This is a genomic window from Erythrobacter sp. S267, assembly GCF_057365045.1.
The window spans coordinates 706,369-729,567 of record NZ_CP200298.1 but is presented as its reverse complement, the minus strand read 5'-3'; the positions used below and the strand labels follow the sequence as shown (position 1 = coordinate 729,567).

At 61.8% G+C, this 23,199-nt stretch carries 25 protein-coding genes; 11 read left to right on the top strand and 14 right to left on the bottom strand.

The window, feature by feature from the left end; all coding sequences use genetic code 11:
- The first annotated feature begins 213 nt into the window (after positions 1 to 213).
- Positions 214 to 465: a DUF1153 domain-containing protein gene (locus tag AC0V6X_RS03190; protein ID WP_486183150.1), complete on the top strand. Its 252-nt coding sequence runs from the start codon at positions 214 to 216 to the stop codon at positions 463 to 465.
- Between the two features lie 121 nt (positions 466 to 586).
- On the opposite strand, the gene AC0V6X_RS03185 is transcribed toward AC0V6X_RS03190, so the two are convergent.
- From AC0V6X_RS03185 to glmU, 4 genes are all read right to left on the bottom strand, one after another.
- Complete coding sequence (locus tag AC0V6X_RS03185) at positions 587 to 1,237, bottom strand: SOUL family heme-binding protein (protein ID WP_486183149.1); 651 nt, start codon at positions 1,235 to 1,237, stop codon at positions 587 to 589.
- 82 nt (positions 1,238 to 1,319) lie between these two features.
- Complete coding sequence (locus AC0V6X_RS03180) at positions 1,320 to 1,592, bottom strand: HNH endonuclease (protein ID WP_486183148.1); 273 nt, start codon at positions 1,590 to 1,592, stop codon at positions 1,320 to 1,322.
- On the bottom strand, positions 1,589 to 1,954 hold the full coding sequence (locus tag AC0V6X_RS03175) for a VOC family protein (RefSeq protein ID WP_486183147.1): 366 nt from the start codon (positions 1,952 to 1,954) through the stop codon (positions 1,589 to 1,591). The genes AC0V6X_RS03180 and AC0V6X_RS03175 overlap by 4 nt, the downstream gene beginning before the upstream one ends.
- 6 nt (positions 1,955 to 1,960) lie before the next feature.
- Positions 1,961 to 3,313: a bifunctional UDP-N-acetylglucosamine diphosphorylase/glucosamine-1-phosphate N-acetyltransferase GlmU gene (gene glmU, locus AC0V6X_RS03170; RefSeq protein WP_486183146.1), complete on the bottom strand. Its 1,353-nt coding sequence runs from the start codon at positions 3,311 to 3,313 to the stop codon at positions 1,961 to 1,963.
- A 75-nt stretch (positions 3,314 to 3,388) separates the two neighbouring features.
- Between glmU and AC0V6X_RS03165 the strand changes: the two genes are divergently transcribed.
- From AC0V6X_RS03165 to AC0V6X_RS03155, 3 genes are all read left to right on the top strand, one after another.
- Positions 3,389 to 4,072, top strand: coding sequence for an HAD hydrolase-like protein (locus AC0V6X_RS03165; RefSeq protein WP_486183145.1), 684 nt, complete (start codon positions 3,389 to 3,391; stop codon positions 4,070 to 4,072).
- 149 nt (positions 4,073 to 4,221) lie between these two features.
- Positions 4,222 to 5,151 (top strand): SDR family NAD(P)-dependent oxidoreductase, encoded by a 930-nt coding sequence (locus AC0V6X_RS03160; protein ID WP_486183144.1) that lies wholly within the window; start codon positions 4,222 to 4,224, stop codon positions 5,149 to 5,151.
- A 145-nt stretch (positions 5,152 to 5,296) separates the two neighbouring features.
- The gene (locus tag AC0V6X_RS03155; protein ID WP_486183143.1) at positions 5,297 to 6,454 is read left to right on the top strand and encodes a hypothetical protein; all 1,158 of its coding nucleotides are present in this window, start codon (positions 5,297 to 5,299) and stop codon (positions 6,452 to 6,454) included.
- Positions 6,455 to 6,463: 9 nt separating this feature from the next.
- Here AC0V6X_RS03155 and AC0V6X_RS03150 read toward each other — a convergent pair whose 3' ends face one another.
- Genes AC0V6X_RS03150 through AC0V6X_RS03135 form a run of 4 tightly spaced genes read right to left on the bottom strand, consistent with a single transcriptional unit; the run spans position 6,464 to position 9,557 of the window.
- Positions 6,464 to 6,823 carry a DUF2794 domain-containing protein gene (locus tag AC0V6X_RS03150; RefSeq protein ID WP_486183142.1) on the bottom strand — a complete coding sequence of 120 codons (360 nt, stop codon included), beginning with the start codon at positions 6,821 to 6,823 and terminating at the stop codon, positions 6,464 to 6,466.
- Positions 6,823 to 7,557, bottom strand: a complete 735-nt coding sequence (gene epsC / locus AC0V6X_RS03145; RefSeq protein WP_486183141.1) for a serine O-acetyltransferase EpsC — start codon at positions 7,555 to 7,557, stop codon at positions 6,823 to 6,825. The genes AC0V6X_RS03150 and epsC overlap by 1 nt, the downstream gene beginning before the upstream one ends.
- A 43-nt stretch (positions 7,558 to 7,600) precedes the next feature.
- Positions 7,601 to 8,242 carry an HdaA/DnaA family protein gene (locus AC0V6X_RS03140; RefSeq protein ID WP_486183140.1) on the bottom strand — a complete coding sequence of 214 codons (642 nt, stop codon included), beginning with the start codon at positions 8,240 to 8,242 and terminating at the stop codon, positions 7,601 to 7,603.
- A 22-nt stretch (positions 8,243 to 8,264) separates the two neighbouring features.
- A complete protein-coding gene (locus AC0V6X_RS03135) occupies positions 8,265 to 9,557 on the bottom strand; it encodes a heavy-metal-associated domain-containing protein (RefSeq protein WP_486183139.1) in 1,293 nt (430 codons plus the stop codon).
- Positions 9,558 to 9,639: 82 nt separating this feature from the next.
- Between AC0V6X_RS03135 and purM the strand changes: the two genes are divergently transcribed.
- The 3 genes from purM to AC0V6X_RS03120 all read left to right on the top strand — a co-directional run bounded on the left by purM (position 9,640) and on the right by AC0V6X_RS03120 (position 13,046).
- Entirely contained in the window at positions 9,640 to 10,737 is a 1,098-nt protein-coding gene (purM, locus tag AC0V6X_RS03130) for a phosphoribosylformylglycinamidine cyclo-ligase (RefSeq protein ID WP_486183138.1), read from the top strand.
- Positions 10,738 to 10,860: 123 nt separating this feature from the next.
- Positions 10,861 to 11,826, top strand: coding sequence for a phosphoribosylglycinamide formyltransferase (gene purN / locus AC0V6X_RS03125; RefSeq protein WP_486183137.1), 966 nt, complete (start codon positions 10,861 to 10,863; stop codon positions 11,824 to 11,826).
- Positions 11,826 to 13,046 (top strand): sulfotransferase family protein, encoded by a 1,221-nt coding sequence (locus tag AC0V6X_RS03120; RefSeq protein ID WP_486183136.1) that lies wholly within the window; start codon positions 11,826 to 11,828, stop codon positions 13,044 to 13,046. Before purN ends, AC0V6X_RS03120 begins: the two co-directional genes overlap by 1 nt.
- 6 nt (positions 13,047 to 13,052) lie before the next feature.
- Here the strand turns inward: AC0V6X_RS03120 and AC0V6X_RS03115 are convergent, their stop codons facing one another.
- From AC0V6X_RS03115 to AC0V6X_RS03090, 6 genes are all read right to left on the bottom strand, one after another.
- Entirely contained in the window at positions 13,053 to 13,697 is a 645-nt protein-coding gene (locus AC0V6X_RS03115; protein ID WP_486183135.1) for a hypothetical protein, read from the bottom strand.
- A gap of 75 nt (positions 13,698 to 13,772) precedes the next feature.
- Complete coding sequence (ndk, locus tag AC0V6X_RS03110) at positions 13,773 to 14,195, bottom strand: nucleoside-diphosphate kinase (protein WP_486183134.1); 423 nt, start codon at positions 14,193 to 14,195, stop codon at positions 13,773 to 13,775.
- A gap of 137 nt (positions 14,196 to 14,332) precedes the next feature.
- Positions 14,333 to 14,863, bottom strand: a complete 531-nt coding sequence (locus AC0V6X_RS03105) for a hypothetical protein (RefSeq protein WP_486183133.1) — start codon at positions 14,861 to 14,863, stop codon at positions 14,333 to 14,335.
- 61 nt (positions 14,864 to 14,924) lie between these two features.
- Positions 14,925 to 15,359: a DNA polymerase III subunit chi gene (locus AC0V6X_RS03100; RefSeq protein WP_486183132.1), complete on the bottom strand. Its 435-nt coding sequence runs from the start codon at positions 15,357 to 15,359 to the stop codon at positions 14,925 to 14,927.
- Positions 15,360 to 15,470: 111 nt separating this feature from the next.
- Positions 15,471 to 15,611: a DUF2256 domain-containing protein gene (locus AC0V6X_RS03095; RefSeq protein WP_486183131.1), complete on the bottom strand. Its 141-nt coding sequence runs from the start codon at positions 15,609 to 15,611 to the stop codon at positions 15,471 to 15,473.
- A gap of 21 nt (positions 15,612 to 15,632) precedes the next feature.
- Positions 15,633 to 17,093: a leucyl aminopeptidase gene (locus AC0V6X_RS03090; protein WP_486183130.1), complete on the bottom strand. Its 1,461-nt coding sequence runs from the start codon at positions 17,091 to 17,093 to the stop codon at positions 15,633 to 15,635.
- A gap of 11 nt (positions 17,094 to 17,104) precedes the next feature.
- Between AC0V6X_RS03090 and AC0V6X_RS03085 the strand changes: the two genes are divergently transcribed.
- The 4 genes from AC0V6X_RS03085 (at position 17,105) to rsmA (ending at position 23,065) form a co-directional block, all read left to right on the top strand.
- Positions 17,105 to 19,612: an LPS-assembly protein LptD gene (locus AC0V6X_RS03085; RefSeq protein ID WP_486183129.1), complete on the top strand. Its 2,508-nt coding sequence runs from the start codon at positions 17,105 to 17,107 to the stop codon at positions 19,610 to 19,612.
- 191 nt (positions 19,613 to 19,803) lie between these two features.
- Positions 19,804 to 21,177, top strand: coding sequence for a peptidylprolyl isomerase (locus tag AC0V6X_RS03080; protein WP_486183128.1), 1,374 nt, complete (start codon positions 19,804 to 19,806; stop codon positions 21,175 to 21,177).
- Positions 21,178 to 21,210: 33 nt separating this feature from the next.
- Entirely contained in the window at positions 21,211 to 22,239 is a 1,029-nt protein-coding gene (gene pdxA, locus AC0V6X_RS03075) for a 4-hydroxythreonine-4-phosphate dehydrogenase PdxA (protein ID WP_486183127.1), read from the top strand.
- Positions 22,232 to 23,065 (top strand): 16S rRNA (adenine(1518)-N(6)/adenine(1519)-N(6))-dimethyltransferase RsmA, encoded by an 834-nt coding sequence (gene rsmA / locus AC0V6X_RS03070; protein WP_486183126.1) that lies wholly within the window; start codon positions 22,232 to 22,234, stop codon positions 23,063 to 23,065. Before pdxA ends, rsmA begins: the two co-directional genes overlap by 8 nt.
- The last annotated feature ends 134 nt before the right edge of the window (positions 23,066 to 23,199 follow it).

The window sequence follows — 23,199 nt, the reverse complement described above, 5'->3', positions numbered from 1 at the left end:
GGGCGGCTTGGACATTCCAAGCCGCCCTTTTTCGTGGGCTCGTCCCCTTGGAAAAGAGGCGGAGTGTCAAGCAATCCGACAGTTTTCCCTCCGTTCACCGCAAGGGCAGCACGTAGGGCGTCGTCAACGCTGAATTAACCATTTCTGCTAGGCCGCAATTAAGTCTGACGGTCCCTTTTGAGATGCAACAGGGATCGAAAAGGAGACATTTGAATGGCTTACCCCCGCGATATCTCGATCGCTGATGCGATCAAACGTTATGGCCTGCCCAAGACGCACCGCGTCCACTGGTCCTCTGCCAAGAAGGCCGACGTGGTCCGCGCTGTGCATGACCGTGCGATCAGCTTCCACGAAGCGCGTGAGCGTTATCTGCTCAGCCGCAGCGAGTTTGAGGAATGGGAACGCGACTTTGCGCACGGTTCATCGAGCATGAGCTCAAACGCGTCTGAGCTTGAACGCGCCTGAGGCCAAGGCACGAGAAATTCCAAGCGTGCCTAGCACACCCGTCTAGGCACCAACTCCTGGTCGAGGTCGCCGCTACAAGAGACCCAAGCAAAGCCCTGTCGCGCCCCCGTACTGACAGGACTTACTCGGCGGCGACCTCAATCATGACTTCATTGCGGCGCATTCGGCTGGGCACGCCCGGCGCATCGTAAAAGGCGTATTCCGCCTCACCGACAGGCGTCAGGCCCTCATCCTCCATCCACTCACGCAGCATCGCTTCCATGATGGCTAGATCGGCGTTTCCGCCATTGCCGTTGAAGCGCACAGCCGCCATCCGCCGCGCGGGCACCTGCGTCAAAGTGATGTCTTCGGGCGGCTGCGGCAGCGTCTCCATCGTGAAGCGCGCAGGCATGACAAAGCGCGTGCGCCATTCGTCTTCGGACGTGGCTTCCTGAAGCACCGGAGCGGTCATCGCGATCCGTTCATTCTGGTCGACGCGTTCTTGAATCACCGGAGAGGTCATCGCGATCCGCTCACCGCCAGCGGGACGATCTTGAGCGAAAATGTAAGCGGCAAGGCGGCGGAAGCCCAGACCACTCGCGCGGCGGCGAGAGCCTTCATGCGTAACCTCAGCCACGATCATCGGGCGGTAATCGCGCAGTTCAAAGCGCTTGTCCTCGACCACCACGTCGTAGGCGGGCTCTTCCGTGTTGCGGTACTGCGCATAGGCCGCGCTGCCGAGTGCTGCTGTGATGGCGGAGACGCCGATCCCGATCTTAGTCCAAGTGGACATGCCCATATGCCGAAAACCCCTTTTGCCTGATGCTGTGATCTATCAGCAGATACGGGCAGCTTTGGTTCCCGGATGAAGAGGATTAGCGCCGCGTGGGCGCGTAAAAGTCAGGATCCTTGTTGGCGATCCACTTGAGGAACTTGGCGATGGCTTCATGCGCGCGCACCGCCTCTACATCCTCCCCCATCCGCGCCAGTTCAGAATTTGTGAAGTTGGCGTGGATAGTCCGATGACAAATCGGATGAACTGGAACCGTCACCCGCCCCTTCTTCGACTTGGGCACCGGATGATGCCACTCCGACCGCGTGCCGAGCGGGCGTGAGCAAAGCCAGCAGGTGTCTTGCGCGTCGCTCAATCCGGAAACTGGGTCAGCGAGAGCGTATTGCCGTCGGGGTCGTGGAACCAGCACACTTGCGCGCCGTCCGGCGTAGTCCAGATATCGCGCTCATCCTGCTCGAAATGCGGGAAGTTCAGGAACTGCGCGCCCCGCTCGGCAAGCTCGTCGCGTTTGGCGGCAATGTCTTCAACCTGCCAACCGAGCGCAGTGAAAGGATGCGCATCGAAGCCCGGCACCTTCTGCACCCGCAACATCGTGCCAGCAGCGTCAAAGGCAATGGCGAAGGGATTGTCCTCCAGCAAAGTGAAACCCATCACGTCACGGTAAAAGGCAAGCGCCTCCGCATGCTTGGCGCTGGCGACGAATTGGATCACTCGCATCGGTTTCTAGTCCTTCTTTTGGGCGGCCTTTTTCTTCTTCATCGTATCGTGGAAACGGTCCGCCCAGCCTGGCTTCACCGCCTGTTCGGCGCGGACCATGCGCAGGTCGCCTGCGCCCACGTCGCGGCTCACGGTGGAGCCAGCGGCGACGATCGCGTCGTCTCCGATTGTGACCGGCGCGACCAAAGCGGAGTTGGAGCCGATGAAGGCCCGCTCTCCGATAGTGGTCTGGTATTTGAAGTAGCCGTCATAATTACAGGTGATAGTGCCCGCACCGATATTCGCTTTCGCGCCCACGGTGGCGTCGCCGATATAGCTGAGGTGAGAGGCCTTTGCGCCGGGGCCGAGTACCGCCTTCTTCATCTCGACGAAGTTTCCGACGAAGGAGTTTTCCTCCATCACCGCTCCTGGGCGAAGCCTTGCGAACGGCCCGACCTGCGCGCCGGTATGGAGCTCCGCGCCTTCGAGATGCGAGTAGGCCTTGATGTGGACGCCATCGGCGACGCTGACGCCGGGACCGAAGACCACGTGAGGATCGACGGTAACATCGCGGCCTAAATGCGTGTCATGGCTGAAGAAAACGGTTTCCGGGGCTTTCAGGGTAGCGCCCTCATCCATCGCCTGTTCGCGCCGCGCCGCCTGCCAGCGGGCTTCCGCCGCGGCGAGCTCGGAGCGGGAATTGATACCAGCGACCTCGTCCGGATCGGTCTCTACCACGACGACTGTATCCCCGCGCGCAATGGCTCCTGTCGCGACGTCGGGGAGGTAATATTCGCCCTGAGCGTTGTCACTGCCGACCGCGTCCAAGAGCGGCCACATATCATCGGAATGCGCAACGATCAGCCCCGAATTACACAGCCGCGTGCGCTTCTCCCGCTCGGTCGCGTCCTTGAACTCGACCATCTTGCGCACCGTTCCGTCATCATCGGCGATGATCCGGCCATAGGCGAGCGCGTCCTCTGGCTTGAAGCCGAGCACCGCGACCTTGGCCCCGCCCTCAAGCGCCGCGAGCAGACGTCGCACTGTGTGAGCCTTGACCATAGGCACGTCGCCAAAGCAGACGAGAATGTGGCCGGAGAAGCCCTCCAAAGCCGCCCGCGCCTGCAAGGCTGCGTGGGCCGTGCCATGCTGCGGGTCTTGCAGAGCGGTAGAAACGTCCCGCCCCTCCAACGCCGCGTCGATCTGCTCCCGCCGGTCCCCAACCACCACGACGGTGCGCTGGGGCGAGAGTCCTGCAAATTCGTCAAGCAGGTGCGCGAGCATTGGTTTGCCCGCAATCGGGTGCAGGACCTTGTGAAGGTCGCTCTTCATGCGGGTGCCTTTGCCCGCGGCAAGGATTATGGCGGCGAAATCAGTCATGGTTACTCCCTTACGCTTGATGGCGTTTGGCAGCAATTGCTTGCGGTTTTGTGTCGGCGATGCCACGCGGCGCAGATGGCTGATTTTCCATTTGAAGCGGTGGGTTTCGACCTCGACGGAACCCTGCTCGACACGTTCCGCGATCTTGGCGAAGCGGTGAACCATGCGCTGGGGTTCGGTGGGTTTGAGCCTGTGCCGGTGGACAGCTCAAAAGACCTGATCGGCGGCGGGGCGAAGATCATGCTGGCTAAGGCTATTGAGGCCCAGGGCGGTTTGCCTGACGACGAATTCCACGCGCTCTATAAAAAGATGCTCGCTTTCTACGCAGAGAACAACGCGGTCCACTCCGCCCCCTACCCCCATGCCCGCGAGGTGGTGGCCGAGCTGAAAGCGCGCGGGGTCAAAGTTGCAGTGGTCACCAACAAGTTTGAAGAATTCGCCCGCTCAATCCTCACCCAAATCGATTTTATTGACCCGTTTGAGACCGTCATCGGCGGCAATACGATGGGCAAAGGAGCGGACAGCAAGTACATCTCCAAACCGCATCCCGAACCCATTTGGGAGGCGCAAAAGCGCTGTGTTGCGGCAAGCATCGCCTTCGTCGGCGACTCCACCTACGACGTGAACGCCGCGCGCGCGGCAGACGTGCCGGTGATCGCCGCCGCTTACGGATATTGCGACAAGCCACCGGGTGAACTGGGCGCAGATGCGGTGATTGATTCGCTCAGAGAACTCATCCCCGCTCTCGAGAAGCTCTGATCTTGAACGATTGACCTTACGACGCGCGACGTCGGGCACGCTTCCTGTTGCATCGCAGCACAAATCCTGTCACCCAGCGCCCACGGTAAGTTTACGCTCGCGTAAAGCGGGTCAAGAACACACATGCAGGACGGAAAGGATCTCACCCCATGAGCATCGACTTCAAAGATAAAGTAGCGATCGTCACCGGAGCCGGCGGCGGTCTGGGCCGTGAATATGCGCTTGAACTCGCCCGCCGCGGCGCGAAGGTTGTCGTCAACGATCTGGGCGGCGCACGCGATGGCACCGGTCACTCCGACATGGCGCTGAAGGTCGTCGAAGAGATCGAAGCCATGGGCGGCGAAGCGATGTCGAACGGCGGCTCGGTCACCGAATATGAGCAGATGGAAAAGATGGTCGCCGACGCCAAGCAAAAGTGGGGCGGCGTGCACATCCTGATCAACAATGCAGGCGTGCTGCGGGACAAGACCTTCCACAAGATGACCCCGGACGACTTCGAGTTTGTCCTAAAGGTGCACCTCACCGGATCGGCCTTCGTCACCAAGGCATGCTGGGAAACCTTCCGCGAGCAGGCCTATGGCCGCGTGCTGATGACCGCTTCCTCGACCGGCCTGTTCGGCAACTTTGGCCAGGCAAACTATGGCGCGGCGAAGCTTGGCCTTGCTGGCCTCACCAAGACGCTCCAGCTCGAAGGCGCGAAATACAACATCCGCGTGAACTCGCTGTCACCGGTTGCCGGCACGCGCATGACCGAAGACCTGTTCCCCGAAGAAGCGTTCAAGCTGTTTGATCCGGTGAACGTGGTTCCGGCCGCACTTTACCTCGTCAGCGAGGACTCGCCCACCAACGCCATCATCGGCGCGGGCGCAGGCGGCTATCACTCGTCATGGGTGGTGATGAACGACGCCGTGTGGCTGCCCGATGGCGAGCGCACCGTTGAAGGCTTTGCCGACCGTTGGGACGACATCAGCTCGTTCACCAACCTCGTTGCCCCGCAATCGGGCAGCGAGCAATCGGGCGCGATCCTGAAAGCGATGCAAAAAGTGACCGGTGCAGGTCCAGATAGCGCCAGAGGCTAACGACTCGGGTAACACGCCAGAAGCGCAATCAAGATGGCCCTCGCGCTCTTTTTGAGTTCGGGGGCCGTTTTGTATCAGGTGCGGGTGTGTTGACATAACAATACACTTGGGCGTAGCTTCTCCGCCAACAGGGAGAAGCAAAGCAATGTACTCCGAAGAAGACATCAACTCCGCCGTCGCCGCTGGTGCCTTGAGCGCTGAGGCCGCCGAGGCGTTCCGCGCGCATATGAGCGCAAGGCGAGAGCTACCGAGACAATCGGAGGAGAACTTTCGCCTGATCAACAGCTTCAACGACATCTTCGTCGCGATTGGCGTGGTGATCCTGCTGGTCGCGATGGGAGCGATTGGGCAGGCGATCGGAGGTTTGATTGCGCCCGAACCCGGCATGCTCTCCGATTTTGGCGATCAGAGCCTTGATCAATATTGGGCGGCGCAGGACATGCACAACGCCGTCTCCCTCTCTCTCGCCGCCATATTTGTCGCCGGCACCGCGTGGCCTCTGGCGGAGTTTTTCACCCGCAAACGGCGCATGGCGCTGCCTTCGATCCTGCTCCTGCTCGCCTTTGTGATCGGAGTGTTCGTGACCGTGTTCAGCGCAGGGATGGGCTTTGGCATATCGGGGAACGAGCCTGTTGGCGCGGTGTTCGCGATTGCGTCAGGCCTGTTTGCTTGCGGGGCGGCCTATCTCCACTGGCGGCGCTTCCAGGTGCCGATCACCGTTGCGGCCGGGGTCGGCGCCGGTGTGATCGCCTTGCTGCTGGCTTTCCTTTCAGTCTTGCAGATCGAGGCGGATAGCACCGGGTTTCTGTTCGCGGTTCTGGCCGCTGGACTCGTGGTCTTTAGCCTCGCCATGCGCTGGGACGTGTCCGACCGCGAGCGGATCACGCGCCGCTCAGACGTTGCCTTCTGGCTCCATTTGCTGGCCGCGCCGATGATTGCGCACTCTGTCTTCGCGCTGCTGGGCGTGACAGAGGGCGATTATGTTGGCGTTGGCTCGGCCTTTGTCGTGCTGGCGGTTTACATCGTGTTCGGCCTTGTCGCGCTCGCCATCGACCGGCGCGCTTTGCTGGTCTCTGCCCTCGCCTATGTGCTGTTCGCGCTCACCTTCCTGTTCCGCGAGTTTGGAGCGGTGGAGCTGAACTTTGCGCTGACGGCTTTGGTCATCGGCTCGGCTCTGCTTAGCCTCTCCGCCTTCTGGCAACCGATCCGGCGGAGCGTGGTGGGAGTGCTGCCCGCAGAGCTGCAAGCCAAGCTGCCCGCGACCGAAGACGCCGCTGCGCCTGCCGCTGCGATCCGCGCTTAATCGGCCCCTTTAATCGTCGACCGCTTTGACCAAGCGCCGCTCCATCGGGGCGAGCACATTGGCAAGCTCTGAGCCGCGTTTGAGCACCTGTCCGTGCTCTCCGAACAGCGTGTACATGCCTTGCTTATTGCGAAGGCTGGGGCGTTTTTCGATCCGGGCTTGCGGGCGCTCGGCGGTGCGGCGGAAGGCTGCGAAGGTCGCGGCGTTTTTGTCGAAGTCCATCGCGTAGTCGCGCCATTCACCGGCCGCGACCATGCGGCCATAAAGGTCGAGGATGCGTTGCAGCTCCTCACGGTCGAAGCCGACTTGCGCGCCTGGCTTACCCGGGAACTGAACAATCTGGCCGGTTGAACCGGAACCTGCACTCATCAGTCAGCAGTTCCGCTTTTCTTGCCGAGGTCGAAGGAGGTCTGGGCCGGGGCGTCGGCTTGTTGCTGGCTTGCCTTCAATTGCGCGATTTCGGCCTTCATCGCCGCCAGTTCGTTCTCAAGCTTCTCAATGCAATCGACGCGGTTGCCGTCCTCATCCTCGCACTCCATTGCGAGCGGTGTGCCGTAGGGGATGAACTCCTTGATCCAGTCTTCTGCCGGGACGAGTGTTGAGCGCGCCTTGACTGCGACCATGGTGGCGCCAGCTGGGACTTCCTCCATCACCACGGCATTGGCGCCGATGCGGGAGCGTTCGCCCACCGTGATTGGGCCGATGACCTGCGCCCCAGAGCCGATGATGACATTGTCCTCAATCGTCGGGTGACGCTTGCCGCCTTTGCCGTTGGTGGGGTTGGTGCCGCCCAAAGTCACGCATTGGTAGATGGTGACATTGTCGCCAATCTCAGCCGTCTCTCCGATCACAGTGAAGCCGTGGTCGATGAAGAAGTTCTTCCCGATAGTGGCGCCGGGATGGATGTCGATCGAGGTAAGAAAGCGGCCCGTGTGGTTGACCATGCGGGCCAGGAAATAGAGCTTCGCTTCAAACAGCCAATGCGCCACGCGGTGAAAACCGAGCGCCCAGACGCCGGGATAGAGCATGATCTCCCACCGCGAACGCGGCGCGGGATCGCGGCTGTGAACGGAGTCCAGATAGGCTTTGAGACTGTCGAACATGGGTCAGTTTCTCCCACCAATCACGCGCAAAAGCAAATAGCTGCTACAACAGCTTTTGTTGGTCCGGGCCATGCAAAGCTTCTAGCGCGGCTCTCCAAACAGACATGGTAGCAGGGCTTGCGCGTTCAAGGCTGATGCGGTCAATCGTGGCGACCAATGCCTCGAGATCGGCGAAGGATCGGCGGGTGCGAGGCACGAGATAATCGGCCGCGCCCTGCCCCAAAGTTAGCGCGCGCGCCTCTGCATGCGCCTCTATCAACGCCGCCGCCATCGCATCGTCAGGTTCACCGATTTCGAGCTGGAGAGAGCCTCCAAGGCGCGATTTGAGGTCGGGGAGTGTGATCTCCCAAGGGGTTGTGTCGGCGACCAGTAAGAGCGGCTGCCCTGCGCGCGAGCCCCCTTGCTGCACCGCGTTCCAGCGGTGGAAGATCGCGTCCTCTTCCTCAGCATCCGCGCCGTCGATCACTTCGATCCTCTGCCCTTGCGCCCAGCGTGCCAACAGGCTTTTGCCCGAGCGTTCAGGCCCAGTGAGGACAGCAGTGTGGAACGGCCAGCTTTCTGGCGCTTGCAGAGCCTCAATCACCGCTTGGTTGGCGTTTCCGATTACGATCCGGCGCGCGGCACCGGCGCTATCAGGCACCAAAGGCAGTGCAATCTGGGATGGTTTGGTTTGCGGCATCGCCATGGCCAATCGCTTGGAGCGCCGGTTAGCGGCTGATCGCGAGCGTGTTGTTGCCCTCACGCACGTTGAAGCCGCGCGCTCGCAGAGCCGCTGCAAGGGCGGACGTATCGCCCTCATAGCTCACACTCATCACCGACGTGCCGCCCATCGCGGTGCTGGTCACAGCAACGCCGCGCACGCCGGAAACCTGCCGCATGGCCGACAAGGTCGCATCGAAGGCCATCGGGTCGGGCGTAGCGAATTGGACCGCGACCGAGCGGGTTTGCACCGTCTCAACCGTGGGTTGCGCTGGCAATTGCGGGCCGGTCGAGGGCTGCGCGCCTGCAGCTGCCGCCTCTGCCGCCGCACGGTCGCGGGCACGGATCGCTTGGCCGATCTCAATCAAGCGCGCCAAAGCTGGGTCCACACGGCCCGAGCCGCCTTCGCGCAGAGTGGGATCGGGCTTCAGCTTGCCGGCAACCAGCGCCTCTTCATAAATCGCGTCGAGCCGCTCGACCGCATCGCCCAGCATATCGGGCAGCTCTCCGGGTCCGCTTGCTTCGAGCGTGAAACTTTCAAGGAAAGTGCTGTCGGGGCCGTAACGCGCGGTGAAGGTGCCGGTGATCGGACCGCCGGGGAACTGGTGCTCCAACCGCGCAATAGGAACCAGCGTATCCGCCGCGCCAAACTGATCGAGCGTCGTGCGCCACCAAGCGCGGCTGCGGCGTCCGGCCTGACCGTAATTGAGCAGCAGCGAATCGCCCCCTGCCCCACTCGGCCTGACATAATCGATGCGGCTCGTGCCCGGATTGAACTCTGCCCAGGCGCGCTGCCAGGGATTGCGGCTCTCAAACGTGGTGTAAGCCCCGCCGCTCACCGTCACCGGAATGACGAGCATCGGAGCCGAAGCGCGGGCACGCGTCGCACCGCCCAGGAAGCGCCCTGCGCGCTGACGGTCGAACGTCACGCCCAGAGTCGCAACATAGCGCTTTGGCCCAATCCGCTCACGCTGGATGACGATGGCGGAGACCATGCCCGACAGCTGGCTATCATTGATCGCCGGGCCACCGACCCGCCGCCACGCCTCTCGCTGGGCCTGTCGCCACGCCTGATCGCGTGCAGCAAGGCCGCTTTCAGCGCGCACATCCACTTCGATCCCGCGCACTTCGACATCGGCGCTTGAAGCGGTGGGAGCGATCCCTCGGTCACCAGCCACCTGCGCCATGACAAGCGCGAATCCACCACCCAGCAGCGCAAGGGCAATAACGCTTGCGATCAGCCATCGCAGGCTGGGAAGGACCTTCCAATTGGGGCCAGAAAGATGCGCGCTGTTAGCCATCAGTGTTTCCATCGGGGAAATCTGACCCGTCTTTGCCCAATGCGACGTGGAATTCCAAGCCTGAAAGGGTAAAGCATGGCGCATGACAGGCAAGAATTCCCCATACACTTACGCCGATGCCGGTGTCTCGATCGATGCAGGCAACGCTTTGGTCAAAGCCATCGCCCCACTGGCCAAGGCCACAGCGCGTCCCGGAGCCACCAGCGAGCTGGGCGGTTTCGGCGGGTTCTTTGACCCCAAGGCCGCCGGCTACGCTGACCCATTGCTGGTCGCGGCCAATGATGGGGTGGGCACCAAGCTGAAGCTCGCGATTGAGCATGACCGGCACGACAGCGTCGGGATCGATCTGGTCGCCATGTGCGTCAACGATCTGATCGTCCAAGGCGCAGAACCTCTGTTTTTCCTCGACTATTTCGCCACCGGAAAGCTGGAAAACGGCATTGCCGAGCGCGTCGTCGCGGGAATCGCGGATGGCTGCAAGCAGGCCGGATGCGCTCTGATCGGAGGCGAGACGGCGGAGATGCCGGGCATGTACGCCGATGGCGACTACGATCTCGCCGGCTTCTGCGTTGGCGCGGTGGAGCGCGGTGAACAGCTGACGGGCGAGAAGGTTGCGGCCGGAGACGTATTGCTCGGCCTTGCAAGCTGCGGCGTGCACTCCAACGGCTACTCGCTTGTGCGACGCTTGGCTGAGGATAAGGGTTGGAAGCTCGACCGCCCTGCCCTGTTTGATGCGGAACGTCTTCTGATCGACGCTCTGATCGAGCCGACGCGCATTTACGTCGCAAGCCTGCTGCCGCTGGTGCGCGCGGGCAAGATCAACGCTCTGGCGCATATCACTGGCGGAGGTCTGCTCGAGAACATCCCGCGCATCCTGCCCGATGGCGCTCACGCAACCGTCGATGCCGATCTGTGGGAGCAGCCGCGCTTGATGGCCTTCCTGCAAGCCCAAGGCGCGATTGAGCCTGAAGAGATGGCGCGCACCTTCAATTGCGGCGTCGGCATGGTTCTGGCGGTCGCAGCGGACGAAGTGGCAGACGTGACGCAGGCGCTCGAAGCGTCGGGAGAGACTGTGTTCAAGGTCGGCGAAATTGCGGGCGGCGATAAAGGCTGCACTGTGCGCGGATCGCAAGGCACATGGGGAGGACGCGAGGATTGGAGCGCGACGCACAATGCTTGAGCGAGTTGGGACCCACCCGCTCGTCACCCTGAACTCGGTTCAGGGTCCATCGCGAAGACCAATGCTGCTGGGGACCGCCAAGTCATGGATGCTGAACCAAGTTCAGCATGACGGATGAGAGAGATGGCCGACAAAGCCAAAATCGCGGTCTTTATCTCGGGCACAGGCTCCAACATGGCGGCGCTGCTCTATGCGAGCCGGCTGGAGGATTGCCCCTACGAAATCGTGCTCGTCGCCAGCAATAATGCGGATGCGGCGGGGCTGGAGCTGGCAAGACTCGAAGGGATCGAGACCTTCGTCCACTCGCATAAGGGTCACAGCCGCGAGGATCACGACGCGGCGATGGAGGCGGCGGTGGTCAAGTCTGGCGCGGAGACCATCGTGCTGGCGGGATTTATGCGCATCTTGTCGGAGGGCTTTGTCGAGCGATGGGCTGGCCGGATCCTCAACATCCACCCCTCCCTGCTGCCGAAATACAAGGGCCTCCACACATTCAAACGCGCCATCGAAGCGGGCGACAGCCATGCAGGATCGAGCGTGCACATCGTCACCGCCGAGCTCGATGCAGGCGATGTCCTCGCACAGGTCCGCGTCGCGATTGCAGAAGGTGACACGCCCGACACACTGGCCGAGCGGGTCAAGGCCGCCGAGCACCAGCTCTACCCGCGTGCGGTTGCCGATTATGTCTCGCGCAGCAGCAATCCAGACTATCTGCTTGGCCGCCTGCGCGACCTCGCCCTGGCCTTGCCCGAAACGCATGAGCGTGAGAGCCACGGCGCGCCCGGCTTTCGGGTCGGCTCGGAGAAATCGGGCAAATACTTCGCCTATTTCAGTGACCAACATCACGGCTCCGATCACATCGCACTGCTGGTCAAAACCAGCGGCATGGACGAGCTGATGACGCTGATTGAGGAACAGCCCGACACCTATTACAAGCCTGCCTTCTACGGCGCGAGCGGTTGGGTTGGCCTGATCCTAAACCGGCCCAGTGTGGACTGGGAGCATGTGGCTGAGTGGCTCCAACGATCATGGCGCAGCGTAGCGCCTGCTCGGCTCACCAAGCTCCTCGACGCGGCGGACCAGTTTTGATGGCACGCCGCAAAGCTCTGCCCGTCCGCGATCATCCGCTGGCGCGCGGGCGTCTGGCGGAGCGGGCGAGCGAGTTTCTGGACAAGGCCTGGACGCGCGGCTGGCTGCGTCCTCCGGAATTGGCCCCCGAGGCGCTGTGGGCGATTGCAGCGAAACCCTTTGGCGATGGTGCTTACAAGGCAGAGGGCGGCGGGCGTGAGGCGCAAGATGTCGCCGATTTCCGCGAGCGATTGGAGCGCCTCTCCCAAGCTGTGCGCGAAGAGGCTGACCTCAATCCGCTCGGCAAAGCGATGGCGTGGGGGCAGTTGACGCGCGCGATCAAAAACCGGTTGGCGCTGGGTAAAGTGTGGGCGGAGCACCCCTCTATCCTCCGGACCCAGCTCGCCCCGCCGATCATCGTTGTGGGCCATATGCGCAGCGGCACGACGCGAATTCACAAGCTGCTCGCGAGCGATCCGGCCCATTCGCACACGCGCTATCAGGATGCCTTCCACCCTGTGCCCGGCATGCGGGGCATGAACCGGTTCAAGGCAGCATTTGAGCTGGCTATGCTGGGCGCGCTCAATCCGTGGATGCAGTCGATCCACCCGATGGCCCCGGCTGAGGTGGAGGAGGAGCTCGCATGGATTTCCGCCGCGCTCCACCACTCGATCTACGAATCGCAGTGGCATATTCCCAGCTACTCGGCATGGAGTGAGGCGCGCGTTTCCCTCCCCATATACCGCGAATTTGCCCGCATCTTGCGCACCGATGCAGCCCATCGCGCAATTGCGGATCGCCCGCGCGTGATGAAAGTCCCCGCCTTTGCCGAGGACTTGCCTGCCCTGCTCGCCGAGTTCCCCGATGCGCGGCTGGTGGTGGCGACGCGGGATCGCTCTGCAGTGCTGAAGAGCGCAATTTCACTCTCCGCCAACCAGATGGCTGTGCAGTCAGACAGCTGTCAAATGGAGCGGATTGAGGCGCTGTGGCAGCACAAGATCGCCCTTCGCGAGGAGCGGATGGCGAAGGCGCTGGGCAGTTGGAGAGGCGCTATCGCGCGGCTCGACTTCGATGCTCTAAACGCGGATTGGGAGAGCGCGGTGCGGCGCTGTTACTCTGATCTGGGGCTGGAGCTGTCCGAGCCAGCCCTCGCCGCAATGCGTACCGAGATGGAGCGCAGCGCCTCTGGCCATCACACCGGACATTCGGAACAATTGCAGCGGTTTGAACCGAGCGCCTGAGCCGCTTTACTGGCAGCGATTTGCCTCGCTCACCTCAATCCACCGGGCCAGCAATCCGCGTACATCATCGCGCGCTTGCCAGATCGGTGCGAGGGGGATCTCGCCTGAATCGATGACTTCTTGGTCGTCGTAGCTGGTGCCAACGCGCTTCGCGATCCAAGTGAGGTACTCAACCGGTGGGTAGGCAGGTCCGAAGTGCATCTGCCGCTCCAGATCCCCCATCACGAGGCCAATCGTAAGGCGGTCATCATCGCGCAGATAGCGCGGATAGACGAGCTTGCCCGGAGCCACATCGACAGGGATCGTATTCTCGCGATTGTAGTAGATCAGCGTGGGAGCATCGACCAATTGGGCGTTGCCAAACTGCAAGGTCACGCCGAGCGAATTGATCCGTTGATCGATGTCTTCGACGGTGAATTCTTCAGGAATGATGGTCGACATCTGCACGCTTGAGAGCGAGCCGTCGGACCCTTCGATATCAGTGAGGAATTCGGCTTCGACGATGAAACGGTCGAAGTGATAGGGATTGCGGGTGACGCTGGCAAAGCCCCATTCGAAACGCTCTGCGATGATGCAGGCGTCGATGTCATCGCCCGCAGCCTCAACCGGCTGAGCGGATGCAAGGCCCGCGGGAACCAGCGCCCCGAACAACGCAAAAGGGGCCGCCCAGCAAGGCAGCCCCTTTCCAAAATACCTGCGGTGGCTCTTCACCTGCATGGTAAATGCCTAGCCGACGATTTCGTCGTCGTTGAAGAAGAAGGCGATTTCGATCGCTGCGTTCTCTTCGCTGTCCGAACCGTGGACGGTGTTTTCGCCGATGGAGAGCGCGAATTCCTTGCGGATCGTGCCTTCTGCGGCTTCGGCGGGGTTGGTCGCGCCCATCACGTCGCGGTTGCGCTTCACGGCGTCTTCGCCTTCGAGCACTTGGACGACAACCGGCTCGCTCATCATGAAGTCGACGAGTTCGCCGAAGAAGGGACGCTCTTTGTGGACGGCGTAGAAACCTTCGGCCTGCTCGCGGCTCATGTGGATGCGCTTGGAAGCGACGACGCGCAGGCCGGCTTCTTCCAGCTTTGCGGTGACAGCGCCGGTGAGGTTACGCTTGGTTGCGTCGGGCTTGATGATCGAGAAAGTGCGGGTGACCGCCATGTCAGTGTTCCTTGGAGTTGAGTGCGCGAGGGAAAGACCTCTCGCAAGGGGATGAATTGCGCGCGCCTCTAGCCTTGGCGGCGTACAAGTTCAAGCCCGATACTCGCTCGAGGCATCCGCCCGATCACTCCACCCAGTCACTCCACAACGTCTTGGGCAACCATCAACTGGCCGGTGGTCACATCATCAGAGCCGGTATCTTCAGCATCGCGCCCGGCAGAGATCGAGAAGACGATGCCATTGTCCCCCTGCCCCGTGACGAAGATGCCTCCGTTGATCGAGGCATCCGCTTCGATGGGGACGCCTGCTGCTTCAGCCTCTGTGCGGTAATGCGCGGCGACATCTTCGGGCGCGTCGCCGGTTTCGAACATGATCATGCTGCCGCTGCCATCTGCGCGCTCAACAATCGTGTTGGCGACGATAGTCGCGCCCGGATAGACGGTGAAACCGCCGGGCAGATCGGTGACTTCGACGGTTGAACCGGACCGCAATGTAGTCAGCCCCTCATCCGTCATGACGCTAGCCGAGGTTTCGCCCGTGTCGCTGTCGATTGAGTATTCGCCGCTTTCGCCATCTTCCGTGGTGAAGGTGCCGGATGTCTCCGACCCGCAGGCGACGAGAGCGAGCGTGGCGGTCACAATTGTGGCAGTTTTGGCGAGACGTTTCATCGGCTTTGCTCCCATTGCTGACGGATGATTGTTACCCAAGCGGTGATTGCACGCAAGCCGCTCAGGCGACCTTCACCCACTTGCCGCCATCCTGCCGGAAAAAGGCGCGCTCCAAATCCTCTTGCCCATCAAGGCTGCGCCAGGTGCCACGGGCGGCCTCCACCGTGCCCTCGTCAAACAAGAGGAAGGCACGTGCGAAACCTTCAGGTTCGCGGTATTGTCCGTCGGCATAGATGACGTGGCTGGCTGAGTTGTCAGTCTGGAGTTCGCCTGCGAGCAGGATCGGCTGCTTGTCCGCACCGGGGGCGGTGGCTTCACCATTGGCGAGGAAACTGTCCGGCCCCGCCGCCCAAAGCTCTTTGGAGATTGCGGCGCGCTGGTCTGCATCCTTGCTGACCACCAACAGCCGCTCACCCTCACCCATCACCTTTTGCGCGATAAGCGTGACGACCTTCTCCACCGGATCGCGCGAGAGCTGCCAGAAATCGATTTTCATTTTGTCTGACTAGACCAAGCCACCCGCTCCCTCCACCCTTCCACCCGGATTTTCACACCGGAGTATGATCCGGGTGGAAGGGTGGAGGGAGCGGGTGGCGCGGCCACGAAGCTAACAAGCCTTCTTGTTGCGCTTACACCGCTCGGAGCAATACTTCACATTATCCCAGTCCCGCTCCCACTTCTTGCGCCATGTGAAGGGCAAGCCGCAGGCTCCGCAAATCTTGGACGGTAGGTCCGATTTTTTGCGCATTTTGGGGATGAAAGCGCTCCCTTACCCTTCAAAATTGTCCGCGACCAGCCGGTCGATCAGGCGCGCGCCGTAGCCGGTTGCACCCTTGTCGTGGTTATGGCCGGGCTTGTCGCTCCACACCATTCCGGCGATGTCGCAGTGCGCCCAAGGGGTGCCCTTCTTGATGAAGCGGTGGAGGAATTGAGCGGCGGTGATCGATCCGCCCCAGCGCCCACCGATATTCTTCATGTCGGCAATGGGGCTGTCGATCAGTTTGTCGTAGGCAGGGCCGATGGGCATGCGCCACAGCTTGTCCTCGGTCGCCTTGCCCGCAGCGACCAGTTGGTCGGCCAGATCATCATCATTGGCAAAGACACCGCCGTGCTCGTTGCCGAGCGCCACAATCATGGCGCCGGTCAAAGTCGCAAAGTCGATCACGCGGGCCGGAGAGTACTGCTCTTGCGCCCAGTGAAGCGCATCGCACAGGACCAAGCGGCCTTCCGCGTCGGTGTTGAGGACCTCGACCGTCTGCCCGCTCATCGTGGTGAGCACGTCGCCGGGGCGGATTGCATTGCCGTCCGGCATGTTCTCGACGAGGCCCATCACGCCGATGACATTGGCCTTGGCCTTGCGAGACACGAGCGAAAGCATGCCGCCCGCCACCGCGCCTGCGCCGCCCATGTCCCACTTCATGTCTTCCATGCCGGGAGCGGGCTTGATCGAGATACCGCCGGTATCAAATGTCACGCCTTTGCCGACCAGCACAGTGGGAGCCTCACCCTCTGCGCCGCCATTCCAACGGATCGCAAGCAGCTGCGATTCACGCCGAGAGCCTTGGCCCACACCCAAAAGAGCGCCCATGCCCAGCTCTTCCATCTCCGCCTCGTTCAGGACAGTGATTTCCGCGCCGGTGCCTGCAAAGGCCTCCTTGCACAAAGCGACGAAGCTTTCGGGATAAACGATGTTGGCGGGTTCGGTGACGAGCTTCTTGGTGAACTCAACGCCCTTGGTGATGGCTTCCTCGCGCGCCCAGGCTGCCTCGGTGCCTTCGGGTGCATTGACGACATGGACCGTATCAAGGCTCACCTTCTTATCAGCGGCAAGCTTCGTGCGATATTGGTCGTGCGACCAGCTGCGCAGTTTGAGGCCGGTGAGCACCGATGCGGCTTCCTCGCCCGAAAGCTCTGCTGCGCCAAGGTCGAGCACCATCTCAGTCTCACCCGACCGCAGATATTTTGCAGCGAGGCCTGAGCCAGCTTTTTCGAGGTTCAAAGCGCGGCCATCAGCCCCCTTCTCACCTGCTCCGGCGATACCGACCCGCGCCAGCGATCCATCGATTGTCGCAAATCCGTCGAAAACCTGACCCGGTCCACCTTTAAAACGGGCAACAACCGCCCCTTCGCTCAGCGCCGGTTCAAGATCGGCGAGTGTATCGCCTTTATTGACCACGCGGGCGGTCAGTCGAACATTTGCGGGCGAGGGTTGGGTGAAGACGATTTGCATAGAAGCTCCGAATGTCTGCCGCCGCATCCGGCGGGTCAAAAGCTCCGGTGATCAATCATATGGTTGAACGACCGGGAATGGCGATTGCGATTAAGCGCCAGCGGTGCAATAGGCAAGCCATGTCGGAGGGTTCCATGGTCAGCACCCCAGCTGGTGGCCATCACAGATTTCACGCAACAGTTCGGCCGCTTGCTCTTGCAAGCGCGAGCGTTGCTCTATGCGCGCTTGCCGCGCCGCTGAGCGCTCAGGAAGCGTCCGGCGAAGAACCACTGGTGACTGAAGAGGAAGCCGAGGAGCTTCTCTATCATTATGAAAGCGACGAAGCGCGCGAGAGGCGCGAGAGCATTCAGCCGCTGCAGGTCATTGAGCTGGAGGACACACCTCCCGCGCCTGATGCGACGAGCGAGGCGCAGTCAGGCGAGGAAGTCACCTTTGAGGCGGACGAAGTCGCCTATGACAGCGCCAATGAACGGATCATCGCCAGCGGCAATGTCATCCTGCGCTCCGACCGGGCCTCGGTCCGTGCCCGCAACGTCGTGTGGGACCGCAACACCGGCTCAATCATCGCCACCGGCAGTGTCCGCTTTGTCGACAACACCGGCAATCAGATCTTCACGGAAAGCATCACGCTCAACGATCAGTTCGAAGCGGGCGCGATGGATGAGCTTTTACTCGCCTTGCGCGCTGGTGGCCGGCTGGCGGCTCGCTCAGCTGAGCGCGGTGAGGATGGCACCGTCCAGCTCGAAGACGCCGCCTACACCGCTTGCGCTGTCATCAATGGCGAAGGCTGCGACAAGGAACCATCTTGGCGCGTCACCGCTGACCGCGTGACCTACACGCCGGGCGACAACCGCGTGCGCTTTACCGGCGCTGTGTTGGAGCTGTTCGGAGCGCGCATTCTGCCGCTGCCCGGCCTCGCCATCCGCACTGATGGCCGGGCGGAGAGCGGCTTTCTCGTTCCCAATATCCGCATTGACCAAGTGAATGGTCTGGAGGTTCAGGGCGAATATTATCTGCGCGTGGCCGACAATCAGGACCTGACGCTGGGCACGCGGGTCTATTCCAACGTCGCGCCGATGATCTCTGCCCAATGGCGGCATTTGACCGGCAAGGGCGCGTATCAGATCACCGGCTATGCAACGTCGAGCCAGCGCGTTGCCAATTTCGGGGCAACTCCAACCGCAAGGAGTGACCCGCGCGGCTATCTCTTCGCCAATGGCCGGTTCCAGTTTGACGAGGCGTGGAGCCTCACCGGCTCTATCCGGCTCGCCAGCGACCGCACCTTCCTGCGCCGCTATGACCTTAGCCGCGATGACCGCCTACGCTCGACCTTCAATCTGGAGCGGATTGACGACCAGTCCTATCTCAGCCTTGCCGGTTGGGCGACGCAGACCCTGCGGATCAATGCCGAGCAAGGCCAGGTGCCGCTTGCCCTGCCCGCCTTCGATTATCGCTATAACCTCGCCGATCCAGTGCTGGGTGGCCAATTGGAGCTGCAAGCCAACACGCTCGCTCTGGTGCGGGACGAAGGGCAGGACACGCAGCGCGCTTTTGCAGGCGCACGCTGGGATAGGCGCGCGCTGACAGGCATGGGGCAGTTGGTGACGGTCACCGGCCTTGTGCGCGGCGATGTCTACAACACCAATGACACGCTCTCGACGCTGACGGCTGTCTATCGCGGCAATGAAGGCTGGACCGCGCGCGGCGTGGCGACCGCTGCGGTGGATGTTGAGTGGCCCTTCGTGGGTGAGGCCTTTGGCGGGACGCAAGTTCTGAAACCGCGCCTTCAGGTCGTCGCCAGCCCCTCGATCCGCAACCTCGCCGTGCCCAACGAAGATGCGCGCGCGATTGATTTGGAGGATAGCAACCTCTTCGCGCTCAACCGCTTCCCCGGATATGACCGGGTCGAGGATGGCACGCGGGTCACTTGGGGTCTCGACTGGTCGCTGGAGCGGCCGGGCTGGCGGGTTGAGACCACGGTGGGCCAATCCTACCGCTTCACCAATGAGCGTGAGATCTTCCCCGACGGCACCGGCCTGTCAGAGCGGGTCTCTGACTTCGTGGGCCGGACGGAAATTCGCTACAAGAACTTCATTGCCTTCACCCACCGCTTCCGCATCGACAAGGACAGCCTAGCTGTACGCCGGAACGAGATTGACGCCACGATCGGTTCGCAGCGCAATTATGTGGAGCTGGGCTATCTACGCCTCAACCGCGACATTCAGACGGTTGAGGATTTGCTCGACCGCGAAGAAATCCGGGCAGCGGGGCGCTTTACCATCGGGCGGCATTGGTCGGTGTTCGGCTCCGGCGTTTTCAACCTGACAAGCGCGGCAGAGGACCCGGTCTTCAGCCCGGACGGGTTTGAGCCTATTCGGACCCGGCTTGGTATCGCTTACAGCGACGATTGCATCGAATTCGGAGCAACCTGGCGGCGCGACTTTATCTCCGCAGGCGATGCAGAGCGCGGAAACTCGTTTCAGGTGTTCTTTGCGCTGCGAAATCTGGGCTTCCGCTAGTTCGGCACGGGGCAGCGGTGGATAGCTTGCGTTGGCATGCACGGCAAAAGGGGTTAAAGCGCCGCTCATTAACACTCAGCCTGCGTTCAGCCGAGGGACGGCATGCGGGAGACGAGCTGTACGGGACGCGGATGGGGCGCCTATATGCGCTTTGAACGGTACAATTATCGTAGATCATGGACGAAACTTTGATGGCTAATTCCACTCTTCGCAAAGCTGTGACCAGCACTCTTGCGGGCACTTTGCTCGGATCGCTCGCCTTTGCCGCGATCCCTTCGAGCGCGCAAAACGCCGCGCCTGCACCGGCTCAGGCAACGGCGGATAACCCGCTGGGCATCCCTGCGGACTTCACGATCTATGGCAGCGAGAACCCGAATGAGCGGACCGCAACCGCTGTGGTCAATGGCTATGTCATCACCGGGACCGATATCGACCAGCGCGTCGCGCTTGTCACCAACGCCGCTGAGACAGAGGTTTCCGCTGAAGAGCTTCAGCGCCTGCGCGTCCAGGTGCTGCGCAACCTGATTGACGAAACGCTTAAAATTCAGGCCTCCGCCGCGCAGGAAATGCCGGTTTCGCGCGCTGAAGTGGAGCAGACCTACCAACAGCTCGCCGCGCAGAATTTCGGCCAGCAGCCAGAGCGGATGGACGAGTATCTCGTATCCATCGGCTCCTCGCCCAACGCTCTCAAGCGCCAGATCGAAGGCGAAATTGCGTGGGAGAACCTTGTCCGCCGCAATATCTCTCCCTTCGTCAATGTCTCGGCAGAGGAAGTGAATGGCGTGCTGGAGCGGCTCGAAGAAGCGCGCGGCACTGACGAATATCGCCTCGGCGAGATTTACATGAACGCGACCGATGAGAACCGCGATGCGGTGCTCCAGAACATGCAGCGTATCATGCAGCAGCTGGAACAGGGCGGCAGCTTTGTCGCCTATGCACGGCAATTCTCAGAGGCCTCGACGGCAGTGGGCGGCGGGGACACCGGCTTCCTACGCCTTGCAACCCTGCCGCAAGCGATGGCCCAAACCGTGCAGCAAATGCAGCCGGGTCAGCTGGTCGGTCCGATTGCCATTCCGGGCGGCTATTCAATCGTCTATCTGATTGAGCGCCGTCAGGTACTGATGGCCGATCCAAAGGCTTCGATCCTCAGCCTCAAGCAAATCTCGATTGGCTTCGAACCGGGCACGACCGAGGAACAGGCTGCGGCCAAGATCGACGAATTTGGCGTCTTCATCCAATCGCTGCGCAGCTGCGGCGAGGCGGAAACAGCGCGCAGCGTGCTGGGTGCCAATGTGGTCTCGAACGAGCAGATCCAGGCCGGCCAACTGCCCGAGCAATTGCAGAACATCCTGCTCAACATGCAGGTCGGTCAGACCACCCCGCCCTTCGGTAACATCGAAGAAGGCGTGCGCGTGCTGATGCTGTGTGGCCGTGATGATCCAGCTCAGGAGAACGCTCCGGACTTCCAATCGGTGATGAACACGATTGAGAGCGAGCGGATCAACAAGCGCGCCCAGCGTTACCTGCGTGACCTGCGCAACGACGCCTACATCCTCTACAACTAGGGCGCTGATTGAGTTGGGGGCTCTTTGGGGGACATGAGCACGCTTCCATTAGCGGTTTCGCCCTTGGCCGTGTCTTTGGGTGATCCTGCGGGCATCGGTCCGGAGATCATCTGCGCCAGCTATCAACGCCTCAGGGCAAGCAGCGCCCCCTTCTTCGTTGTCGGCGGCGTGGATGTGCTCCGCGCGGCGAGCGAGGCGGCGGGAAGCGCGTGCTCTATCATCCCCATCGACCAGCCGGAGGAAGCAGCGCACGCCTTCGCCGATGGTCTGCCAGTGATTGCAGGCGCGGATGCAAGCTACACGCCCGGCGCTCCGAATGATGAGGGCGCAGCGCTCGCGCTCTATTCGCTGTCCGAGGCAACCCGCGCAGTGCTGCTCGGCAAGGCAAGCGCGCTGGTGACTGCTCCGGTAAGCAAGGCCCAGCTAGGCAAAGTGGGCTTTGAGTATCCGGGCCAAACCGAATTTCTGGCGCAGGTTTGTGGCATGGCGCCCGAAGACGCAGTGATGATGCTCGCAGGCCCATCGCTGCGGACTGTTCCTTTGACCGTCCATGTCGCGCTGTCCGAAGTACCGGGGCTGATCTCACCTGAGCTCATCACCCACAAAGCGCGCATCATCGCCGCTGGCCTGGCACGAGACTTTGGGATTGCTGAGCCGCGTCTCGCGATTGCGGGCCTCAACCCCCATGCGGGCGAAGGCGGTCAGTTTGGCGATGAGGAGGCCCATGCGATTGCCCCTGCAATTGCGACTTTGCAGGAAGAAGGCCTCCACGCGGTCGGGCCAGTGCCGGGCGACGCTTTGTTCACGCCTGTGATGCGGCGGTCCTATGACGCGGCTTTGTGCATGTATCACGATCAGGCGCTTATCCCCCTGAAAGCGCTGGAATTCGACCAAGGCGTCAACGTCACGATGGGCCTGCCGATCATTCGCACTTCGCCCGACCACGGCACTGCGTTTGACATTGCCGGCAGCGGCAAAGCCAATCCCAGCGCCATGATGGCGGCGCTTGCCATGGCGAGCGACTGTGTGGCTGCCCGCGGGGCGGCCGCGCGCAATGGCTGATCTGCCCCCGATCAGGGAGGTGATCCAACGCCACGGCCTGTCTGCGTCCAAGGCCTTGGGCCAGAACTTCCTCCTCGACGAGCAAATGCTGGACCGCATCGCGGCCCTTCCCGGAGATCTCAAAGGCGCGAGCGTCCTCGAAGTGGGTCCCGGTCCCGGAGGCCTCACCCGCGCTTTGCTAAGAGCAGGTGCGAATGTGACCGCAATCGAGATGGACGCGCGGTGTCTGCCGGCTTTGGAGGAGTTGGGAGAGGCCTTTCCCGGCCAGCTCAATGTCATCCAAGGCGACGCGATGAAGCTGGATCACGCAGAAGTGATGAATGGCGCGCCCTTCCACGTCCTCTCCAACCTGCCCTACAATGTCGGCACGGCGCTTTTTGTACGTTGGCTGAGCGGCCAAGGGGATGACAGAGCATGGCCCCCTCAGTGGCTGTCCCTCACCCTGATGTTCCAACGCGAAGTGGCGGAGCGGATCGTCGCAAAGCCGGGCACCAGCGCCTATGGTCGCCTCGCCGTCCTTGCCCAGTGGCGCGCCTGCGCCAAGCTCGCGATGAAGGTCCACCGCAGCGCCTTCACCCCGCCACCCAAAGTGATGAGCGCAATCGTCCATCTGACCCCTGCTGATGCGCCCGAAGGCGTCTCCTCCCGCACGCTCGAACGCCTCACCGAAGCCGCCTTTGGCCAACGTCGCAAAATGCTGCGCCAGAGCCTTAAGTCGGTGCATGGTGCTCTCGATGCGCTCGAGACGGTTGGCATCGACCCAACCCGCCGCGCTGAAACCGTCAGCGTCGACGAGTTTATCGCGGTGGCGCGGGCGTTACAGTAACCTTCGCCCTGCCATCCATACTGACCACCCGCCAAAGGCATTTGGTTAAGTTTGAGTAAGCAAATTCGCCAAGACATTCGAATGGTTTAACCCCTCATAACGCAGGCCACGGGCGGACCTCCCAAGGGTGCAGT